General features: G+C 62.8%; 12 protein-coding genes. 8 read left to right on the top strand and 4 right to left on the bottom strand.

From position 1 onward, the window contains the following. Positions 1–15: 15 nt before the first annotated feature. Positions 16–1,137: an ROK family transcriptional regulator gene (locus HNH97_RS00455; protein WP_171789452.1), complete on the bottom strand. Its 1,122-nt coding sequence runs from the start codon at positions 1,135–1,137 to the stop codon at positions 16–18. Between the two features lie 103 nt (positions 1,138–1,240). On the opposite strand from HNH97_RS00455, the gene HNH97_RS00460 reads away from it, so the two are divergent. Genes HNH97_RS00460 through HNH97_RS00470 form a run of 3 tightly spaced genes read left to right on the top strand, consistent with a single transcriptional unit; the run spans position 1,241 to position 4,579 of the window. Beyond that, a complete protein-coding gene (locus HNH97_RS00460) occupies positions 1,241–2,824 on the top strand; it encodes an ABC transporter substrate-binding protein (protein WP_171789453.1) in 1,584 nt (527 codons plus the stop codon). Then, positions 2,821–3,741: an ABC transporter permease gene (locus tag HNH97_RS00465; RefSeq protein ID WP_171789454.1), complete on the top strand. Its 921-nt coding sequence runs from the start codon at positions 2,821–2,823 to the stop codon at positions 3,739–3,741. The genes HNH97_RS00460 and HNH97_RS00465 overlap by 4 nt, the downstream gene beginning before the upstream one ends. Before the next feature lie 13 nt (positions 3,742–3,754). Next, complete coding sequence (locus tag HNH97_RS00470; RefSeq protein ID WP_171789455.1) at positions 3,755–4,579, top strand: ABC transporter permease; 825 nt, start codon at positions 3,755–3,757, stop codon at positions 4,577–4,579. Positions 4,580–4,636: 57 nt separating this feature from the next. Here the strand turns inward: HNH97_RS00470 and HNH97_RS00475 are convergent, their stop codons facing one another. Then, a complete protein-coding gene (locus HNH97_RS00475) occupies positions 4,637–5,284 on the bottom strand; it encodes a TetR/AcrR family transcriptional regulator (protein WP_171789456.1) in 648 nt (215 codons plus the stop codon). A gap of 593 nt (positions 5,285–5,877) precedes the next feature. Here HNH97_RS00475 and HNH97_RS00480 point away from each other — a divergent pair. The 4 genes from HNH97_RS00480 to HNH97_RS00495 all read left to right on the top strand — a co-directional run bounded on the left by HNH97_RS00480 (position 5,878) and on the right by HNH97_RS00495 (position 13,316). Next, on the top strand, positions 5,878–9,069 hold the full coding sequence (locus tag HNH97_RS00480; protein ID WP_110913966.1) for an efflux RND transporter permease subunit: 3,192 nt from the start codon (positions 5,878–5,880) through the stop codon (positions 9,067–9,069). Next, positions 9,069–10,256 (top strand): efflux RND transporter periplasmic adaptor subunit, encoded by a 1,188-nt coding sequence (locus HNH97_RS00485; RefSeq protein WP_171789457.1) that lies wholly within the window; start codon positions 9,069–9,071, stop codon positions 10,254–10,256. The genes HNH97_RS00480 and HNH97_RS00485 overlap by 1 nt, the downstream gene beginning before the upstream one ends. Next, entirely contained in the window at positions 10,253–11,839 is a 1,587-nt protein-coding gene (locus tag HNH97_RS00490; RefSeq protein ID WP_171789458.1) for an efflux transporter outer membrane subunit, read from the top strand. The genes HNH97_RS00485 and HNH97_RS00490 overlap by 4 nt, the downstream gene beginning before the upstream one ends. A 157-nt stretch (positions 11,840–11,996) precedes the next feature. Further along, positions 11,997–13,316: a hemolysin family protein gene (locus HNH97_RS00495; RefSeq protein ID WP_171789459.1), complete on the top strand. Its 1,320-nt coding sequence runs from the start codon at positions 11,997–11,999 to the stop codon at positions 13,314–13,316. Between the two features lie 53 nt (positions 13,317–13,369). Here HNH97_RS00495 and ahpF read toward each other — a convergent pair whose 3' ends face one another. Both ahpF and ahpC read right to left on the bottom strand, forming a co-directional pair. After that, positions 13,370–14,980, bottom strand: a complete 1,611-nt coding sequence (gene ahpF, locus HNH97_RS00500; protein WP_171789460.1) for an alkyl hydroperoxide reductase subunit F — start codon at positions 14,978–14,980, stop codon at positions 13,370–13,372. 77 nt (positions 14,981–15,057) lie between these two features. Continuing rightward, positions 15,058–15,621 (bottom strand): alkyl hydroperoxide reductase subunit C, encoded by a 564-nt coding sequence (ahpC, locus tag HNH97_RS00505; protein ID WP_110913971.1) that lies wholly within the window; start codon positions 15,619–15,621, stop codon positions 15,058–15,060. A gap of 145 nt (positions 15,622–15,766) precedes the next feature. Here ahpC and HNH97_RS00510 point away from each other — a divergent pair, with 145 nt between their 5' ends. Continuing rightward, positions 15,767–16,720, top strand: a complete 954-nt coding sequence (locus HNH97_RS00510) for a hydrogen peroxide-inducible genes activator (RefSeq protein WP_171789461.1) — start codon at positions 15,767–15,769, stop codon at positions 16,718–16,720. The last annotated feature ends 72 nt before the right edge of the window (positions 16,721–16,792 follow it).

The raw sequence follows: 16,792 nt of genomic DNA on the forward strand, positions 1-16,792 counted from the left end.
CTGTTTTCCCTTTTGTCAGAATTCGCGGAATAACGACCGGTCGGCCGCGACGCTGGCCGCGCCGAATGCCCATGAATCGGCCATGACGTCGCCGGTGATGATCTCGGGCCGGGGGGCAAGCTGCGGCAGGATGTTGCCTTCCGCCGCCTGCCGCAGCGCGCGCCCGAACAGGCCCGTCAGTTCGCCACCCTGCCGCACGACAAGCACATGCTGCGGGTCCATGATCTGCACCATCTGCGCGATCATCAGGCCCAGCGCACTGCCCGCGCGGTGCAGCAGTTCCACCGCGCCAAGGTTGCCCTGGGCCGCAAGCTGCTCAAGCTGCTCCAGGTCCCCCGGCAGCCCTGCCCGTGTTGCGAGGTGCGAAATGGCCGAAAGCGAGGCCACGGTATCAAGGCAGCCGGTTTTCCCGCACAGGCATGGCAGCCCTCCCGGTTCCGCCGTGGCGTGCGCGATCTCCCCCGCCCCGCCCCGAAACCCGCGGAACAGTTCGCCGCCGAACATGTGCCCGCACCCGATCCCCTGCCCGACGGAAACAAGGCTGAAGGACGAGGCCTCCCGCATGGGGCCGAACCTGTATTGCGCGACGGTCAGGGCATTGGCATCGTTTTCGACATAGGCCGGCAGTCCGCAGGCCTGCGTGATCAGGGGGCCAAGCGGTGCATTTTCCCATCCCGTCAGGGTGGAACGCACGCATATGCCGCCCCCTTCATCCACCAGTCCCGATACCGCAAGCCCGATGCCACGCAGGCGCTGCGCATGGATCGACCCTTCGGGCGCGACCCGGGCAATCAGGCGGCGCACATGCGGGCCGATATCCTCCACCCGGTCCGGCAGGTCGATGTCGTGGCGGTCAAGGATCGTCCCGTGCAGGTCGCCCAGCACCATGACCGGACGGTCGGCGAGCGATATCCCGACGAAAAATGCGCTGTCCGCGGCAATGCCCAGCCGGATTGACGGCCGCCCGCCCCCATGCACCGTGTCGCGGGTTTCAATCAGGCCGTGTGCAAGCAGGTCCGCCGTCACCATGGAAACGGCACCCTTGCTCAGTCCGGAAAGACGGATCAGCTCCGCCCGGCTCAGGGGACCGAACTGGTTGATCAGGCGTAGCAGTTGCACATGCGACCGGCAGGACACATGCCCCTCCATTTCGGCTAAAGATCAATTTATATCATTGATTGATCTTTCATTCGTCAAGTAAGTTTTTTATGTGATATAAGTGACAACAGATCGAAACGACATGGGTGATCGTGGCCGCCATATGACATGCCAGTACCGCCTGCCCCTGCTCCGCACCACCATCATTGCCTGCATCGGCATGCTGGCCACGACCCTGCCCCCTGCATCGGCGGCACAGGTGTCCGGGGGGCTGAGCGTCATGCAGCCAGAACCCCCGCGCAGCATGGACCCGGCGGACCAGGTGGCGACGGATACGTCCTCCATCCTGACCGCGATGTATGAAGGGCTGGTGCGTGCCGGTGCGGATGGCACCATCCATCCCCTGCTGGCGACCACATGGACCCATGACACGCAGGGCACGACATGGGATTTCGTCCTGCGCCGCAATGTCAGGTTCCATGATGGCCACCCCATGACGGCCGGGGACGTCGTGCGCAGTTTCCGTCGCCTGCTGGACCGGAACGCGCCCCTTGCGGGAAGCAGCCGTTTCATGGCCGTCGTTGATGCGGTCACGACCACGGATGATGACATGACGGTGCGTTTTCACCTGCGCCGTCCCTACCCTGATTTCCTGCTGCTGCTTTCCTTCAGCCAGGCCTTCGTCACATCGCCCTATGCCGGCGCGTCCCTGTCGCGGCATGCGGACGGGACGGGACCTTTCCGGTTTGAGGAATGGAAAAGTTCTGAATATGTCACGCAGTCACGCAACCCGGAGTACTGGGGCACACCGCCGGAGATCACCTCCGTGCGCTGGATCTGGTCGGCGGAACCTTCGGTCATGGACATGTCGCTGCATACCGGCGATAGCGATATCGTAAGCGACCTGCCCGCGCTTTATGCACAGCAGATGCAGGGCGATCCCCGCTTTGTCATCCATGATGACGCCAATGGGCCGCTGTACTGGATTGCCATCAACATGGACCGGCGCGCGGGATCCGACCTGCGCATCCGCCAGGCCCTGAATTACGCAACCGACCGGCAGGCACTCGTCCATGCCCTGCTGCGTGACAGGGGACAGCCCGCACGATCCCCGCTGCAGCCGGTTTCCCCCTATTTCGTCAGCTATGCGCCCGACCCGCAATATGATCCCCAACGCGCCCGCGCCCTCCTGTCCGAAGCGGGGCTGGGCACGGGCCTGACATTCAGCCTTGCCGTGCAGGAAATGGACGAACCCATTGCCGAGGCATTGCAGGATATGTGGAAAAAATCAGGCATCACGCTGCATATTTCGCGACTGGAGGGCGGCGTCTATGCGTCCGAGGCCTTTGCCGGTCCCGCGCAGAAGGAGGCGCTGCAACTGGATGGCGTACTGGCGTCATGGTCGTCGGGGTTCATACCGGACATGCAGTTGCGTCCCCTGTTCTACAGCGGTTCTGCCGCACCCGCGGGGGCCAACCTTGGCTTTTTCCATGACCCGGATGTCGATGCGCTGATCAACGCGGGGGCCGTGGAGACGGCCGGGGAGAACCGAAAGGCCATCTATGCAAAGGTACAGCAGATGATCATGCACGACGCGCCGGCCGTGCTGATCTATACCCGCGATACGCTGGTGGGCATGCGCTCGGATATCTCCGGACTGGTCGTGCGGCCGGACGGGGCGCTGGACATCACGCATGTGACACGCAACCGGCAGTCCCGATCATGAACGCACGTATCGTCAACAAACTGCTGATGCTGCCGGTCGTGATGCTGGTGGTGTCGTTCGCGGTCTTTGTCGCGGTCCGCCACCTGCCCGGCGATCCGGCGCGCATGCTGGCCGGCCCCGCCGCGACGCAGGATGCGGTCGATGCGGTGCATCATGGCCTTGGGCTGGACCGGCCGGTCCTGCAGCAATATGGCGGGTTCATGCGCGGTGCGCTGGAGGGGGATCTTGGCATTTCCATTGAATCGCGCCAGTCGGTGGGGCACGAGATCGCCAGTCATTTCCCCTATACATTACTGCTGGGGCTGAGTGCCTATGCCCTTGCGCTGTGTTTTGGCATCCCCGGTGGCCTTGCCGCCGCGATGTTCGAGGATGGGATATGGGACCGGATCTTCATGGGGATGACGATCGTGCTGGCGTCGGTGCCCAATTTCTGGTTCGCGCTGCTGCTGATGGAACTGTTTTCCGTGCGCCTTGGCCTGCTGCCGCTGATGGGCGCGCATTCATGGTCCAGCCTGCTGATGCCGTCGCTGACCCTTGCGCTGATGCCCATGGCGCTGATCGGGCGCATGACGCGGGCCAGCATGATCGCCGTGCTGTCGCGTGATTACATCCGCACCGCCCGCGCAAAGGGCGTGGGCCTTGTGCGCCTGTGTCTGCGCCATGCCCTGCCCAATGCCCTGCCCCCGGTCATTACGGTAATCGGCATGAACCTTGGCAGTGTCATCGGCGGGGCGGTGGTGACCGAAACGGTGTTTGGCTGGCCCGGCCTTGGCCACCTGATGATCGAGGCGGTGCGCTGGCGCGACTATCCCGTGATCGAGGGCGTGACGCTGGTTGCGGTCCTGTCGGTCATCCTGGTCAACCTTGCGGCCGACATCCTCATTTCCCGGGTTGACCCCAGGGCACGGCGTAGCTGAAGGAGATCCCGCCATGACTGCTTCCTTTCGCGTCCTGCTCACACGCCTGCCGCTTTCACTGCTGGCGGGGATGGGGCTGACCACGTTTCTGGTGCTGGGCGCGCTCCTCGCCCCGCTCATCAGTCCGGCCGACCCGCTGTCACAGGATCTGTACGCCACGTTCCAGCCGATGTCATGGCACCACCCGTTCGGCACGGATGCGTTCGGGCGCGATGTCTTCAGCCGCATCGTCTATGGCACGCGCTATTCCCTTGCCGAAGTCTGCATCAGCGTCCTCGTCTCCTGCATTGCCGGGACGCTGGCGGGCATGCTGGCCGCGCTTGTGGGGGGATATGTGGAACAGGCGGTCATGTGGGTTGTCGATATCATCTTCGCCTTTCCCGGGATCGTGCTCGCGCTGCTGATCCTCAGCCTGCTGGGACCGGGATTTCTCAACATGCTTCTGGCGATCTCGCTTTTTTCCATCCCCGTCTATGCCCGCCTGGCGCAGAACCTGACGCACAGCCTGCAACGCACGGAATATGTGGAGGCCGCCCGCACGCTGGGTGCCGGCACGTGGCGTATCCTGCATGTCCATATCATGCGCAATGCGCTGGGGCCGATCCTGGTGCAGTCCACGCTGACGGCCGGATCGGTCATCCTGACGGCGTCCAGCCTGTCGTTCCTGGGACTGGGGGTGGCCCCCGCCACACCGGAATGGGGTGCGATGATGAGTGATGGCCGCAATTACCTGGGGATCGACATCCTGCCGTCCCTGTTCCCCGGCCTTGCCATCACGATCGCCGTGCTGGGCTTCAACCTGCTGGGCGAAGGTGTGCGCAAGGTTATGGGGAAATGAGATACAGTTTCTGGTGAAGATTTTTTCAAAAGGGGCTTGGGGCCATGCCCCACGGACTCAGGTCGCAGTGGCCGTCGCCTCCCCGACCGGCGCGGGCCAGAGCGAGGATTGCAGTTCATACGTCTTCTGCAACAGTGGCACCAGCGCCGGCCGTCCCTTCAGGCGTATCCATTCGTCCAGAGCCGTACGGAAGATGGCAATGCCACCCCGCGCCATCAGGCGGGCGGCGTTGCGGCGGTTTTTGCGGTCGGAAATACGTTTCGCAAGCCCGTCGGCAAGGCAGTCCTCCCACTTGGCGTATTTCTGGAAACTGACCGTCCGCAGGGAGGGCGTCTTTTCAATCAGGAACACGAACGCATAGGTGTCTTTCCGGTTTTCCGCGATCTGGGGCACCAGCGCGGTGAAGGCATGCATCATCGCATCGGCGGGATGCATGTCGGCAGGACATGAAGCCAGCGCGTCGCTCAGGCTCTGGGTCATGCCGCGCGTCCAGGCAAGGACGATGTCCCCCTTGGTCTCGAACATGCGAAACAGCGTGCGTCGCGAAACCTTGGCGGCATCGGCGATTTCATCCACCGTCGTCTGGTCGTATCCCTGCTCGGAAAACAGGTGCATCGCCTCGGCAATCAGGGTGGCGCGGATGCGTCCCTGCTTGCGCTCACGCAGGCCGGGTTTGGGCAGGTCCTCAGTGGCGTCGGGCTTCATACACTCTCCTCATGTCCGCATTCATCATGCCGCAGGGCATCGCGAACATTCAAGGCGCAAGGAAAAACGGGGCTTACGCGGGGCCGTGACCACATCAGGATGGGTCGATCAGGGGATTTTGCGGTTTCTTGCCATGCTGCTGCCCACCTGTCGAGCCTTGGTCCCCTGTCCCGCCGCGATCTCCGGTCCCATGGCATGGCGGTCATGCCCTGTCCCGGCAGGACAGGCCCTGGTTCACGGATCCGTTACAGTCCGGAAGTTTCTTAAAAAGAATCTCATGTATTATAAGTAATAATGAAAATTTTTTAGGTATTAAAAAAATATTTTAAACATTTTCCATTCATACTTTGTAAAAAACCCTGTATCTACCACGCAGGTCATTACCCCATGAAACCATGTCAGGCATCTTCTGCCGACCCTGCCGGAGTGTACACGCATGTCACTTTCCACAGATATGGCCTGTCTGTCCTAACCTTTCGTATTCGCATGCGGTCAGGAATGACCGGGGACCAGAACCAGAAATGAACCCGGCACGATGTCCGCACGACATCCGCGCGTGCAGGGTTTGTTTCCACGCATGAAATACATATCCCATGAACGCCATCGTAGTTACCGCACTACGTCGGCCCTATACCTTCGTGGTGCTGTCGATCCTTATCGTGGTCTTTGGCATCATGTCGGTATTGCGCACGCCGACGGACGTGTTCCCGAACATCCGCATCCCCGTGGTGTCCGTTGTCTGGACCTATGGCGGGATGCTGCCGGAGGAATTCGCCGGTCGTATCATCTATAATTACGAACTGATGGTGACCTCGACCGTCGAGGGCATCGAACATATGGAAAGCAGTTCGTATTATGGCCGCGGCATCGTCAACATATACTTCCAGCCCGGAACGGACATCGGCAAGGCCGAAGCCGAAGTCACCGCCATTTCCCAGACGGTGATCAAGCAGCTTCCTGAAAACATCCCCGCCCCTATGGTCATGAGCCTCGATGCATCGTCCGTGCCCGTGCTGACGCTGCAGGTCACGTCGGACCGGCAGACGCCGTCCGACCTGTTCAAGCTGGCGATGATCCGCGTGCGTCCCCTGCTGGTGACCGTGCCGGGCGCGGTGGTGCCGCAGGCCTATGGCGGGATGGACAGCTTTGTCATGGTCGCGCTGAACCAGCAGCAGTTGCAGGCGCATCACCTGTCGGCCATGGATGTACAGAATGCCCTGCGCGGCCAGAATATCGTCCTGCCGGCGGGGGACCAGAAAATCTCCGCCACGGACTGGATGGTGCAGACCAACGCCACGCCGCGTTCGATGAAGGAACTGGGCGATATTCCCGTCAAGCGGGTGGGCAATGCCGTCATCTATGTCCATGACGTGGCCGAGGTCTATCGCGGCGGCCATCCGCAGACCAACCTCGTGCTGGTCAAGGGCAAGCAGGGCGTTGAAATCGTCGTCATGAAAAGTGGCGATGCCTCGACGCTCGATGTCGTCGCCGGGGCCAAGGCGCTGCTGCCACGGATACAGAAACTGCTGCCACCGGACGTCAAGGTCAGCATCCTTGGCGATGCCTCTGTCTTTGTTAAGGATTCCATTTTCGACGTCGTGCGTGAAATGCTGACGGCGGCGTGCCTGACGGGCATGGTCGTGCTGCTGTTCCTCGGTTCGTGGCGGCCGACCGTCATCATCGCGACTTCCATCCCGCTGGCGATCCTGTGCGCGATCATCGGCCTTCACTGGGCGGGGCAGACGATCAATGTCATGACGCTCGGCGGGCTTGCGCTCGCGGTCGGGATCCTCGTCGATGACGCCACCGTCATGATCGAGAATATCGACGCCCATCTGGAGATGGGAAAGGAACTGGAACTTGCGATCATCGACGCGGCCAACCAGATCGTCATCCCGACCTTTGTCGCCACCACCTGCATCTGCATCGTCTGGCTGCCGCTGTTCGGGCTGAGCGGGGTTGCGGGATGGCTGTTCATGCCGATGGCCGAGGCGATCATCTTTGCCATGATCGCGTCCTTCATCCTGTCGCGCACGCTGGTGCCGACCATGGCGAAATACCTGCTGGCCGGGCACAGCGTTGCGGGACATGGGGATTCACACCACTGCGAACCCCAGCATCACAAGCTGCAATACCCCCAGCGCCTGCCCGAACGTTTCCAGCAGGCGTTTGAACGCGGGTTCAATACCTTCCGCGAACGCTATGCTGGCCTGCTACGCTGGGCGATCGCGCGCAGGCGGCCGTTCGTCGGGGCCTTCCTGGGCGTCTCCGTCTGTTCGATGGCGCTGTACCTTGTCGCAGGGCGCGACTTCTTCCCCGAGACGAAGTCCGGCACGATCCAGATGCACATGCGCGCGCCCCTTGGCACCCGTATCGAAGTCGCAGGCCGCGAGGCCTCGCTGGTGGAGGATCGCATCAACCAGCTTTTCCCAGACCGCGTGGACACGATGATCGAGAATTGCGGCCTGCCCGAGGGCGCGCATAACCAGGCCTTCATCCCCACCCCCACCATCGGCACGCAGGACTGCGACATCACGATCGCCCTGAAGGACGAGGAAACGCCCGTATGGGATTACCGCGCCGTCCTGCGCCGGGACCTGTCGGCGCGCTTCCCCGGCACGGTCTTCACGTTCCAGCCTGCGGACCTTACGGCGCGGATCCTCAATTTCGGCTCCCCCGCGCCGATCGACGTGCAGATTTCCGGCCCGGACCTGCGCGACAATTACGACTATGCCCGCAAACTGGTCAATCGCCTGCGCGCGGTGCCGGGAACCGCCGACGTGGTGATCCAGCAGACCATGAAGACGCCGACCCTGTTTGTGCAGGGCAACCGCACCTTCGGCCAGGCGACCGGCATGACGGAGGCCGACCTGGCGAACAATGAACTGATGACCCTGTCGGGCAGCCAGACGGTGGACCCGCAATACTGGCTGGATCCGCAGACCGGGATCACCTTTCCGCTGAACGTCTATGTCTCGCAGGACCAGTTGACGCATTTCAGCAACCTGATGACCATTCCGGTGGACAAGGGCGATGGTGACCCGCAGGGACGGCACATGCAGTTGCTCGGTGGTATCAGCAATGTCACCGCCACTGGCACGCCGGGACAGGTGTCGCATTTCAATTCCATGCCCGAAGTCGATATCTACGTCTCGGCCGAAGGCGCGGACCTGGGGCAGGTGACAACAGGCGTGCGCCGCGTCCTGCAGCAGACGGAACGCATGGTCCCCTCCACCGCCGCCGTGACCATCCGGGGGCAGACCGAAACCATGCGCCATTCCTATGTGGAACTGGTGTTCGGGCTGGTGGTGTCGGTGCTGCTGATCTACCTGCTGATCGTGGTGAACTTCCAGTCGTGGCTTGACCCGTTCATCATCATCACCGCCCTGCCCGGCGCGCTGGCCGGCATCGCATGGGCGCTGTTCCTGACCCATACCCGCCTGTCGGTACCTGCGCTGACGGGGGCCATCATGTGCATGGGCACGGCCACCGCCAATTCCATCCTTGTCGTCTCCTTCGCACGCGAACGGATCGAGGAACATGGCAATGCCCTGCGCGCGGCGGTGGAGGCAGGGTACGGCCGCATCCGCCCGGTCCTGATGACCGCGCTGGCGATGGTGATCGGCATGGTGCCGATGGCCATGAGCAATTCGCAGAACGCGCCACTGGGCCGTGCCGTCATTGGCGGCCTGCTGGTGGCGACGGTGTCCACCTTGCTGTTCGTGCCGTGTGTTTACGCAATCCTGCATAACCGTCCGTCCCGCCACCGGGAGGAGCCGAAGTGATGTCGATCGGAAAATCGAAAAAAATGCTGCTGGTGGCCGGAAGTGTCGTCATCATGGGATGGTGCGGCTACCTTGTGGGGGAGCGCATCCACCATGCCGCCGCCCTGCGCCGTACCGCGCGTGAGGCCGCCATTCCCGACGTGATGGTGATCTCCCCCCGCCCCGAGGCACGGCATGTCAGCCTCGAACTCCCCGGTACGGTGGAGGCCTGGTACCAGGCCCCGATCTATCCGCAGGCCTCGGGCTATGTGCGCATGTGGTACAAGGATTATGGCGCACGTGTTGCTGCCGGCGACGTGCTGGCCGAAATCAATACGCCCGGCCTTGATGCGCAGTTCGCGCAGGCGCAGGCCGACCTGCAGTCGTCACAGGCGAAATACGACCTCGCCGTCGTCACGGCGCAGCGCTGGCGCCTGATGGGCCGGTCGCAGGCCGTCTCCGGCCAGTCGGTGTCCGTACAGGATGCCAACGAGAAATCGGCCGCCGCCGACCTTGAGGCCGCGCGCCATAACCTTGACCGTTACGCCGCCCTTGAGAGGTTCAAGGTCATCGTCGCCCCCTTCAGCGGCGTGGTGACGGAGCGCGACATCAATGTGGGCGATTACGTGCATGAAGGCGGCGGCAACCTCAACGCCAATGGCGGGGCCAGCGAACTGTTCAGCGTGGCGGACACGCACCAGATGCGACTTTTCGTCTCCATCCCTGAAAACATGTCCTACATCCTCCAGCCCGGCCTGCAGGCCAGCGTGCGCGTGCCGCAGTTCCCCGATCGCGTGTTCGAGGGGAAATTCCTGACGGTTTCCGGCGGGTATGACCCTGATACACGGACCAGCGTCAGCGAATTCGTGATCGATAACAAGGACAATGCCCTGTGGCCGGGCACCTTTGCCGCCGTGACGCTGAGCGCGCCGGAACAGTCAGGCCACCTCAGCATCCCCACGGGGGCGCTGGTGTTTCAGGAACACGGCATGCAGGTCGCGGTCGTGGACAGCCACGACACCGCGCATTTCCGCGACATCACGGTGGGGCGCATGGGGGACGGGGCCACGCAGGTACTCTCCGGCGTCTCGACAGGCGACCGGATCATCGACAATCCCCCCGCCGATCTGCTGGAGGGGGAAAAGGTCCATGTCGTCCCGCCTGCCGCCGGATACAGCAACGACGTCTCTGAAAAGGACGATGAATGATGAAGCGCGCCATTCGTCCTGCCCCGACACTGCGCGGGGCCTGTGTGGCCTCCATGCTGCTGCTGGCGGGATGCGACCTTGCCCCCGCCTATCACACGCCACATTACGTCATCCCGACGACATGGCAGGGGCAGGCCCCCTTCGCGCCCGCGCATCCGATGGATGACAGCGTCCGCGCGGACTGGTGGAAGGGGTTTGCCGATCCCCGCCTTGATGCGCTGGAGGCCGAGGCCACGGCGCATAACGGGGACCTGCAGGCGGCGTCCGAACGCTTCATGCAGGCCCGCGCCGTCGTCAGCGAGGCCCGGTCCGACCTGCTGCCCCATTTCGGGATTGCCTTTGGCGGCAGCAACAACAAGAGTTCGGCCGAACGGCTGTTCCGCTACAAGGGGCCGATCACGGATTCCGATGAATTCTATGGCGGCATGGCCTCGTGGGAGCCGGATTTCTGGTCCTCCATCCGCAACCGCGTCCGCCTGCAGAAGGATTACGCGCAGGAACAGGCCGCCGAATACGCCTCCGCCCGGCTGAGCCTGCAGGCGGAACTGGCCAGCGATTACTTCACCCTGCGCGGGCTTGATGCGCAGGCCGATATCTATACCCAGTCGATCCGGTACTACGAGGACTCCCTGCGCGTGACGCGTACGCGCCTGCAGGACCAGGCGGCCTCGCGCCTCGACGTGGCGCGCGCGGAAAACCAGCTTTACACCACACAGGCGCATCTGCTCGACATCCAGGCGCAGCGTGAGGTGATGGAGCATGCCATTGCCGTACTGGTCAATGTCGCGCCGTCTTCCTTTCACCTTGCCGCCGACAGCCACCTGAACGCAAACCGGCTTGCCGTCTCGCCCGGGCTGCCGTCCGAACTGCTTGAACGCCGTCCCGACGTCGCCATGGCCGAACGCCAGATGGCGCAGGCCAACCGGGCCATCGGCATCGCGCGCGCGGCGTTCTATCCCCATGTCTCCTTCCGGATGGATGGGGGTTTTGGTGATAACGGCTTCAACCTCGCCAATCTCGCCAACAGCATGTGGACCTATGGCGCCACGGCCACGCTTCCGGTGTTTGAAGGTGGGCTGCGGCGTGCGCAGTTGCAGCAAAGCTGGTCGGCCTATCGCGAGACACGCGATCATTACCGCATGACGGTGCTGACGGCCTTCCGCGATGTGGAGGACGGGCTGTCACGCACGAAGCGGCTGGATGGTGAAAACGCCCGCCTGCGGGCCGCCGTGGGCGCGGCAAGCCAGACGCAGGACATCACGATGAACCTGTACAAGGGGGGCCTTGCCGCCTATCTCGATGTCCTGATCGCACAGGTCAGCACGCTGGAGGCACGCATACAGCAGGTCGAGGTGCAGACGCGCTACCTTCAGGCGCAGGTCGGGCTGATCCGGGCCTGTGGCGGGGGATGGGATGCCTCCCTGCTGCCAGCGCCGAACCGGCTGCCGTCCGTGGGGCCATTGCAGTATTCCGGCCTGCATCAGGCCCGCGCGGTCGGCGATGTCCCCGCGCCCCGCACCCGTGGCGAGGATCCCGAAGACAACCTGACCGGGCCGAACCTGTCCGCCCTGTCGGTCAGGTAGCGTTCCATGCGGGCCGCATCTGGCCCGCATGAAAAATTATGTCCGTTATTATTTATAAAAAACATACTTACATGGCGTATGTATGTTTTTTAAAATATATCCATGCCTTGTCGGTTTCGTGCTACTTTGAGGGCGTTGTCTCTTAACAGGTGCCCTTGTGATTCTGTTTCTATCCGGCCTGATTTCTCTTGTTCTTCTGGTCGCACTCAATATTTTTATTTCACTTTCGGAAATATCGTTCGCGGCCGCGCGTGATGTCCGGCTTCGCTCACGCGCGGATGCGGGCGATGAACGCGCCACCGCCTTCCTGCGCCTGCGCCGCAATAGCGGGCAGGTCATGACGGTCCTGCAGATATGCCTCAACGGTGTGGGGGTACTGGGCGGGATCATCAGTTCGGAAATGCTCGCCCCGTCCCTGACGCAGGGGTTCATGGCATGGCACCTGGGCGAAGCCACGGCCCAGACCCTGGCCGCAACGGTGGGCTTCTTCCTCGTGACCGGCATGTTCGTGCTGTTTGCCGACCTGATCCCCAAGCGCGTCGCGATGAACGCCCCGGACAAGGTCGCCCTTGCGGTCGGGTGGTTCCCGGCCATGGCGCTGAAACTGCTCTATCCCCTTGTCTGGGTGTTTTCCAAGATGTCGGATGCGATCCTGCGGGCGATGAAAATCCCCGCCGCATCTGCGGTCGAGCCCGTCACCCCGGAGGACCTGCGCGCGATCCTTGCCGCAGGCACCGCATCGGGCGTCCTGCTGGAGCAGGAACACCAGATGATCCAGAACGTGCTGGGACTGCAGGACCGTTCCATCACATCGGCCATGACGCCGCGTGACGAGATCGTGTTCCTCGACCTGCAGGAAAGCCTGGAGGAGCAGAAGGCCAAGGTCCGCGCCAAGCCCTATTCCCGCTACCCCCTGTGCAATGGCGGCCTCGACAACGTGGTGGGGTCCATCCGGGCGGAAGACGTGCTGGCCGCCGTGGTGGACCGTGTCCCGGCCCCCGGCGTGGCCTCTCCTGACGACAGGGTGGATTTCGGGGTGCGGCGCGATGTCCTGTCAGTGCCAGAGACGATCAACCTGTGGGACACCCTGGCGCAGTTCGACACACATGGGGTCGGCTTTGCCCTTGTCGTGAACGAATACGGGCTTGTGGTGGGCCTGATCACGTTCAAGGACATCATGGGCGCCCTGATGGGAGGGGTCGCAAACCCGTTCGAGGAGCAGTTGATCGTCCGGCGTGATGCCAATTCATGGCTGATCGACGGTGCGGCCTCGATCGAGGATGTGCGCCGTGAACTCGACGCCACGGACCTTGACGAAGCCGGTCCCTTTGACACCATCGGCGGCTTTGTCATGCACCGCCTGCGCCGCATGGCGCGCAAGGCCGACCGGGTGGACACGGCGCGCTTCCGCTTCGAAGTGGTCGATGTCGAAGGATTCCGCATCAACCAGTTGCTTGTGACCCGGCTTCAGGGCTGAATGCATAAACGCCGCCTTCGTGAAAGAAGGCGGCGTCTGGTGAAGATTTTTGATTACTTTGCCGCGGTTTCCAGGGCAGCGACATGCTTTTCCCCGGCGGCAGGGACGCGGATCAGGTAATCAAAGGCCGAAAGCGCGGCCTTTGCACCATCACCGATGGCGATGACGATCTGCTTGTACGGCGTTGTCGTGGCATCCCCGGCCGCAAAGATGCCCGGAATGGACGTCGCGCCATGGTCATTGACGACGATCTCGCCAAAATCGCTCAGCTTTACGGTGCCTTTCAGCCATCCGGTATTGGGCAGCAGGCCGATCTGCACGAACACCCCTTCCAGATCCAGATGGTGATCCGCGCCATCCCCCCCGCGATAGGTCAGGCCGGTGACATTTTTCCCGTTGCCTTCGATCCGGGTGGTCAGCGCCTCTGTCAGGACCGTGACGTTGGGCATGCTGTACAGCTTGTCCTGCAGTACCTTGTCGGCCTTCAGGTGCGATCCGCGCTGCAGCAGCGTGACATGCGCGACAATCCCGGCAAGGTCGATCGCGGCTTCGACGCCACTATTGCCCCCGCCCGCCACCGCAACGCGCTTGCCCTTGTAGAACGGACCATCGCAATGCGGGCAGTAGGCCACGCCCCTGTTGCGATATTCCTCCTCCCCCGGCACGCCGAGGTGACGCCAGTGCGCGCCCGTGGCGATGATGACCGTGCGGGCATGCAGGATCGCCCCGCTTTCCAGCGCCACGCCATGCAGGCCGCCCGGTTGTGCCGCGGGGAACAGTTCCTGCGCACGCTGCGAGGAGATCACATCGACATCATACTGCCGGACATGGGCCTCGAGCGCTGCGGACAGTTTCGGGCCGTCGGTTTCCTTGACCGAGATGAAATTCTCGATCCCGTCCGTATCCATCACCTGCCCGCCAAAGCGTTCCACCACGATGCCGGTGCGCACGCCCTTGCGCGCGGCATAGACGGCGGCAGAAGCCCCCGCCGGACCGCCGCCAATGATGAGTACGTCAAAGGGCGCGACATTTTTCAGCGTCTCCGCCATGCGCCGGGGCGCGTCCGCATCCAGCTTCGCAAGGATCTGCTCCACATCCGCGCGCCCGGTCTCGAACGGCTCGCCATTGAGGTAGACCTGCGGCACGGACATGATGTTGCGCGCCGCCACCTCGTCCTGGAACAGTGCGCCGTCAATGGTGGTGTTGTGGATGTTGGGATTAAGCACGCTCATGGCATTGAGCGCCTGCACCACGTCGGGGCAGTTCTGGCATGACAGCGAGACGTAGGTCTCGAACGCGTATTTTCCCGGCAGGGCGCGGATCTGCGCGATCACGTCATCCGAAAATTTCGGCGCATGTCCACCAACCTGCAGCAACGCCAGCACGAAGGACGTGAATTCATGGCCCATCGGGATGGCCGCAAAGGTCACGCCCGCCATGCCTTGCCCGGTGGCATCGGCCCGACGGATGACGAAGGAGGGACGGCGTGTGGCCACGCCCTGCTCCGACACCTGCACCTTGTCGGAAAGGGCGGCGACCTCGTGCAGCAGTTCATGCATCTCACGCGATGGGGCGCTGTCATCGAGCGAGGCCTCCAGCACGACCGGATGGACCAGGGTCGCCAGATACCCCTTGAGTTGCGCCTTGATGGTGTCCTGCAACATGGGAAAGAACTCCGCTTTTTCCGAAAAGGTGGGTACGGTGGCCCGACCCGCAAAGGGGCCGGACCACGGACCTGCGATCAGATCTTGCCGACGAGATCCAGCGACGGGGTCAGGGTCGCGCTGCCTTCCTTCCACTTCGCGGGGCACACTTCGCCCGGGTGGGAGGCGACATACTGCGCGGCCTCGATCTTGCCGAGGAGTTCGCTCGCGCTGCGGCCGACGCCGCCTGCCGTGATTTCGATATACTGGATCCTGCCTTCCGGATCGATCAGGAAGGTGCCACGCTCGGCAAGGCCGGCGTCCTCGATCAGCACATCGAAATTGCGTGCGAGATGCCCGGTCGGGTCACCGATCATCACGTACTTGATCTTGCTGATGGCCGGCGAGGTGTCATGCCATGCCTTGTGCGTGAAATGCTTGTCGGTCGAGACCGAGTAGATTTCCACACCAAGCTTCTGGAACGCGGCATAGTTGTCGGCCAGGTCCTCAAGTTCCGTCGGGCAGACGAACGTGAAGTCGGCCGGATAGAAGAAGAAAACGGACCATTTGCCCTTAACATCGGCATCGGTCACCGTGATGAACTTGCCATTGTGGAAGGCGTCGGCCTTGAAAGGCTTCAGGGGCGAATTGATGCGTGCCATGTGAAATGCTCCTCGCTTTCGCTTGTCAGTTGATGACAGGTCATGTTGTCCCACGAACACGGATGACGCGGAAACTGTTTGTTCTGATAGCTCTGATAGGCAGAACCTTTCAATCCCTCCTCAGGAATCCGTTATACCTATACACATGAGCTATATTCCCCTTTCCGGCCTGTCGCTGCGGGACATTGAATATGTTGTCGCGGTGGACGACCTGCGCAACTTCTCCCGTGCGGCGGAACGCTGTGGCGTCAGCCAGGGTGGCCTGTCGGAGCAGGTGCGCAAGCTTGAAACCCTGCTTGGCGTGGTCCTGTTCGAACGCACCCGCCGCCATGTCGCCCCCACCCCGCAGGGCGCGCGCCTGATCGCGCTGGGGCGCGAGGTGATTGCCGCCGCCCGCGCCATGATCGAGGCCGCGCGCGTGCAGGCAGGCCCGCTCGAAGGCATGCTGCGCATTGGTGTCATCGCCACGCTGGGCCCCTATTACGTGCCAAGCCTGCTGCCGCTGCTGCGCCATGCCTATCCGCAACTCAGGCTGCAACTAACCGACAGCCAGACACTTCCCATGCTGCGGATGCTGCGTCATGACGAACTTGACCTTGTCTTCGCCGCCCTGCCGGTCAGTCATGAAGCCCTCCATTACGCACCAATTTTTGAAGAGCCTTTTGTCGCCGCCTTTCCCGCCAGCCACCCGCTTGCGCACCGCCAGACGCTTGCGATGGGCGACCTTGACGGGCCGGACCTGCTGCTGCTTGAAGAAGGACATTGCCTGCGCGATCAGGCGCTGGCCCTGTGCGGCATGCCTGCGCATCACGACCGACAGCGCCTTGCCACCAGTCTGGAAATGCTGTGGCACATGATCGGCGCGGGCGAAGGATATTCGCTGATTCCCCGCCTTGCCCTGCATCATCGCGGGGAGTGGGAGGACCTGATCACCACCACGCCCCTTGCGGATGCGCAACGCACCATCGGCCTTGTCTGGCGCGCATCAGACCCGAGGGAGGACGCATTCCGCGCATTCGCCCGTTTCCTGCGCGAAAACACGCCCGATGGCTGTCGTCCGGTGGCGGATTACCCCACAATCACCGATGCGCGGGAATAATGCCTTCCCCTTCCCTCACCCCCTGCCCCGGACGGTCATGCGGCCCGTCCTTTCTGTCACGTTCATGGAAAA

Origin of the sequence: Gluconacetobacter entanii, assembly GCF_013155425.1 — a bacterium.
Taxonomy (GTDB): Bacteria; Pseudomonadota; Alphaproteobacteria; order Acetobacterales; family Acetobacteraceae; genus Novacetimonas; species Novacetimonas entanii.

Coding starts and splice junctions, on each gene's coding strand:
- HNH97_RS00460 (WP_171789453.1), top strand. CDS start 1,241: ATGGGTGATCGTGGCCGCCATATGACATGCCAGTACCGCCTGCCCCTG.
- HNH97_RS00465 (WP_171789454.1), top strand. CDS start 2,821: ATGAACGCACGTATCGTCAACAAACTGCTGATGCTGCCGGTCGTGATG.
- HNH97_RS00470 (WP_171789455.1), top strand. CDS start 3,755: ATGACTGCTTCCTTTCGCGTCCTGCTCACACGCCTGCCGCTTTCACTG.
- HNH97_RS00475 (WP_171789456.1), bottom strand. CDS start 5,284: ATGAAGCCCGACGCCACTGAGGACCTGCCCAAACCCGGCCTGCGTGAG.
- HNH97_RS00480 (WP_110913966.1), top strand. CDS start 5,878: ATGAACGCCATCGTAGTTACCGCACTACGTCGGCCCTATACCTTCGTG.
- HNH97_RS00485 (WP_171789457.1), top strand. CDS start 9,069: ATGTCGATCGGAAAATCGAAAAAAATGCTGCTGGTGGCCGGAAGTGTC.
- HNH97_RS00490 (WP_171789458.1), top strand. CDS start 10,253: ATGATGAAGCGCGCCATTCGTCCTGCCCCGACACTGCGCGGGGCCTGT.
- ahpF (WP_171789460.1), bottom strand. CDS start 14,980: ATGTTGCAGGACACCATCAAGGCGCAACTCAAGGGGTATCTGGCGACC.
- ahpC (WP_110913971.1), bottom strand. CDS start 15,621: ATGGCACGCATCAATTCGCCCCTGAAGCCTTTCAAGGCCGACGCCTTC.
- HNH97_RS00510 (WP_171789461.1), top strand. CDS start 15,767: ATGAGCTATATTCCCCTTTCCGGCCTGTCGCTGCGGGACATTGAATAT.